The sequence below is a fragment of the Limnofasciculus baicalensis BBK-W-15 genome, assembly GCF_024178385.1.
Lineage (GTDB): Bacteria > Cyanobacteriota > Cyanobacteriia > Cyanobacteriales > Coleofasciculaceae > Limnofasciculus > Limnofasciculus baicalensis.
Map to the genome: position 1 here is coordinate 1 of NZ_JAMZMM010000507.1, position 3,479 is coordinate 3,479.

General features: G+C 41.5%; 4 protein-coding genes. 3 read left to right on the forward strand and 1 reads right to left on the reverse strand.

Annotated elements, in window-relative coordinates; genetic code table 11:
• The first annotated feature begins 134 nt into the window (after window positions 1-134).
• The 3 genes from NJ959_RS27365 to NJ959_RS27375 all read left to right on the forward strand — a co-directional run bounded on the left by NJ959_RS27365 (window position 135) and on the right by NJ959_RS27375 (window position 2,280).
• Entirely contained in the window at window positions 135-1,283 is a 1,149-nt protein-coding gene (locus NJ959_RS27365) for a CobW family GTP-binding protein (RefSeq protein ID WP_254014922.1), read from the forward strand.
• A 68-nt stretch (window positions 1,284-1,351) separates the two neighbouring features.
• On the forward strand, window positions 1,352-1,807 hold the full coding sequence (dtd, locus tag NJ959_RS27370) for a D-aminoacyl-tRNA deacylase (RefSeq protein WP_254014923.1): 456 nt from the start codon (window positions 1,352-1,354) through the stop codon (window positions 1,805-1,807).
• A gap of 26 nt (window positions 1,808-1,833) precedes the next feature.
• The gene (locus tag NJ959_RS27375) at window positions 1,834-2,280 is read left to right on the forward strand and encodes a hypothetical protein (protein WP_254014924.1); all 447 of its coding nucleotides are present in this window, start codon (window positions 1,834-1,836) and stop codon (window positions 2,278-2,280) included.
• A 436-nt stretch (window positions 2,281-2,716) separates the two neighbouring features.
• Here NJ959_RS27375 and NJ959_RS27380 read toward each other — a convergent pair whose 3' ends face one another.
• Window positions 2,717-3,337 carry a hypothetical protein gene (locus tag NJ959_RS27380; protein WP_254014925.1) on the reverse strand — a complete coding sequence of 207 codons (621 nt, stop codon included), beginning with the start codon at window positions 3,335-3,337 and terminating at the stop codon, window positions 2,717-2,719.
• Window positions 3,338-3,479 lie beyond the last annotated feature (142 nt).

Sequence of the window (3,479 nt, forward strand, 5' to 3'; positions counted from 1 at the left end):
GTGGGGAGTGGGGAGTGGGGAGTGAGGAGTGAGGAATGGCTAATCGCTAATTGCCTTTCCCCAGCCCCTAGCCCCTAGGCTCTAGTCCCTAGCCCCTATCTTCCTATATTTTGACAACTTTCGACACCTACCCTATGCAACTACTAACAACTCAGCCTAGCTCACCAACAGCCATCGATGCCCCGAATCATGGCTTACCTGTCACAATTATTACGGGATTTCTCGGTAGTGGCAAAACTACTCTCCTCAATCATATCCTAACCAATCAGCAAGGCTTGAAAACTGCGGTTCTCGTCAATGAATTTGGTGAAATTGGCATAGATAATGAATTAATTATCTCCACTGGCGATGATATGGTGGAACTAAATAATGGTTGTGTCTGCTGCACCATTAATGATGATTTGGTAAAGGCAGTTTACAAGGTACTGGAACGAAAAGATCAGGTAGATTATCTGGTAGTAGAAACTACAGGGTTAGCAGATCCTTTGCCAGTAGCACTTACTTTCCTCGGTACAGAATTGCGAGACATGACTCGCCTCGATTCAATTGTCACAGTAGTAGACTGCGAAAATTATAGTCTGGATCTATTTAATAGTGAAGCAGCTTTTAGCCAAATTGCCTACGGAGATATTATTTTACTCAATAAAATAGATTTGGTGGATGAAGCGGATGTGAATTTACTGGAAGCCAAGATTCGCCAAATTAAAGAAGGGGCAAGAATTATCCGGACAAAAAATGCTCAAGCACCACTACCTTTAATTTTAAGTGTGGGTTTATTTGAGTCAGATAAATATTTTGCTAGTGAGTCATCAGGTCATAATCATGACCATCATAACCATGAACATCATAATCATGACCATCACGACCACGAACATCATGACCACGAACATCACGATCGTGAGTGTACCCCAGAATGCGATCATGACCACGAACACGAACACCATCACCACTCCAATCACTTAGAAAATGATGGATTTATTTCTCTTTCTTTCCAAAGTGATAAGCCCTTATCTATCAAGAAATTCCAAAATTTTTTAGACAATCAAATGCCAACCAATGTATTTCGCGCTAAGGGAATTATTTGGTTTGACGAAAGTCCAAAACGTCACATTTTCCACCTCAGTGGTAAGCGATTCACAATTGAAGATGATGAGTGGAAAGGGGAAAAGAAGAATCAATTGGTACTAATTGGGCAGAATTTAGATCGCGATAAATTGCGCGAACAAATTGAGAGTTGTATTTGTTTACCTTCGGTTAATCGAGGTAATGGGTTTGGTAAGTAGTTATTGGTTTTTGGTCATTAGTCATTAATCATTGGTTATTGGTTATTACCCATCCTCCCATTTCCACGATGCGTGTTATAATTCAACGAGTTAAATCTTCTCAAGTTACAATTAATGGTATTGTTGTGGGTAAAATCGGTAGAGGATTAAACCTACTCGTCGGCATTGCCGATACTGATACCGAAGTCGAACTTGATTGGATGGCACGAAAATGTTTGGATTTACGATTATTTTCCGGTAATGATGGTCATGGCGATCGCTGGGAAAAATCGGTTCAAGAAATAGGGGGTGAATTACTAGTTGTCAGTCAGTTTACCCTATACGGGGACTGTCGTAAAGGTCGTCGTCCATCCTTTTCTCGTTCCGCTACACCCGAATCAGCCAAAAAGTTATATGAAAAATTTGTTGAGAAATTGCGCCAAAGTGGGTTGAAGGTGGAAACGGGTGAGTTTGGGGCGATGATGGAGGTTTTAATCGAAAATGATGGACCAGTGACGTTAATATTGGAACGAGAGAAAGAGTAAATTTATCGTTAAATAGGAGAAGAGTGGTGACAGATAAAGCAAATTTTTCAGGAGTTAAAGTTCATATTTCTTGGCACAGAAAAGGTTTAACACTTGAAGATGCACAGAAAATCAAATCTTTGTTAGAGGAATACAAGATTCCCTCGACAATTTTTCGACACTCAGATCCATATATACCAGATGCAATTTTCATAGGGAACCTTGTATCTGCTGAAGCGGCAAGGCTAGTTCTGTTATCATTACCATACCAGATCAAATATATCTTTAGACCAGACTACCCTCAAACAGAAGGTGGGGATTCATCGGGTTTACTCATAGGTATAGGGTATATGTCTACTCATAGTCAACCCGATGATAATTCACAATTAAAACCTGTGGAGGTATCGCAGTCAGATCTAAATTCATTACTTGAGCCAGAATTATCAACCAATGAGTTTCAGCGTAGATTGCATCGCATTACAGGTTGTTTGTAACGACAGCAGAAGATAAGCAACTTCTTTGACACTCCCCGGTCTAAAGACACGGGGATTCTTAAGACATCGAGCGCCTTAATATCCTGATAAATCAGGTTCCCAGGCTCATTACGTTTGCCATAAGGGCGTAATGATATCTCCACAAGGTTGTTTCGGGCGTATACTTTCCTCCAGTCCGGGGGTAGGTTTTTACGTCTTATACTGACCTATTAATTATATCATGGCAGACTCAAGTCTGCCAATGCCTTTCATCCCCGGACTCAAGTCACGGGGTTTTCAGGCTATTTTCTTATAAGTCTAAATCAAACCAAAATCTGCTACCAACTTATGGATTGTTGGTTTCCCCAAAAACAATTGGCTCAAACCAATTGCCCACAACCCACAATCAAAAACAAGGGGCTTGATCCCCTTGTCTACAACCCACAATCAAAAACATTCAATTTTCACTAGTACAATTTTCCAGTTGAACAAGAGCAGAATGAGCCACTGCTAAACTAAAACGCACTTGTTCAACTACAGATAACCTCGTCCACTCTACGGGTTGGACAAGGGATGCTAGGCTTTGGGTAGGCTTGTCTGGCATACTTCGCATCGCATAAGCCCAAGGGCGAGCTAAAAGGAGCAAATCATCTTCGCTCCAGTTAGGTAACAAAGGTTTGACGCACTGGACTAGTCTATCTGCCAAAGATAAATTACTATGGAAAACTTGTTGAGCTTGGCGTGCGATCGCATCGAGCCATTCCTGGGGGCAAGAGGTGGCAAACCGCTCGGATAAATAAGACTTCAAGCTATCTGTCGAAGATAATACCACAGATGAAAAGCACTGGTGCAACTGATTGAATAAAGCCTGAGAATTGGAGGCAAGCTCTTCCTCCTCTGGGTAATAGTCGAGCCAGAATCCTGCTTCGAGTTCCTCAAAATAGGTGTATGCTGCTGGTTCACTCGGATTCCAAGGATAACAATCCTCTTGTGAGATTAAAAGTGCCTCTAGTAGTTCTCCTTGTATTTGACTCAAAGCATCCTCGCAATCTTGATATTGAATAGGTTGGCTTGTCATAACGCCTCTCCTGGACTCTGTTGTAGATGAAACCTGACATGGATAACTACATTGGCATCCTAATCAGTTCCGTAACCATCAATAGAATACTTTATCTTAGCTTTCCTTTCTGGTTATGGGGGGTGTGGACACTTGGAGTGGT

Excerpts from the sequence above, each read along its gene's own strand:
- NJ959_RS27365 (WP_254014922.1), top strand. The coding sequence starts at position 135 with ATGCAACTACTAACAACTCAGCCTAGCTCACCAACAGCCATCGATGCC.
- dtd (WP_254014923.1), top strand. The coding sequence starts at position 1,352 with ATGCGTGTTATAATTCAACGAGTTAAATCTTCTCAAGTTACAATTAAT.
- NJ959_RS27380 (WP_254014925.1), bottom strand. The coding sequence starts at position 3,337 with ATGACAAGCCAACCTATTCAATATCAAGATTGCGAGGATGCTTTGAGT.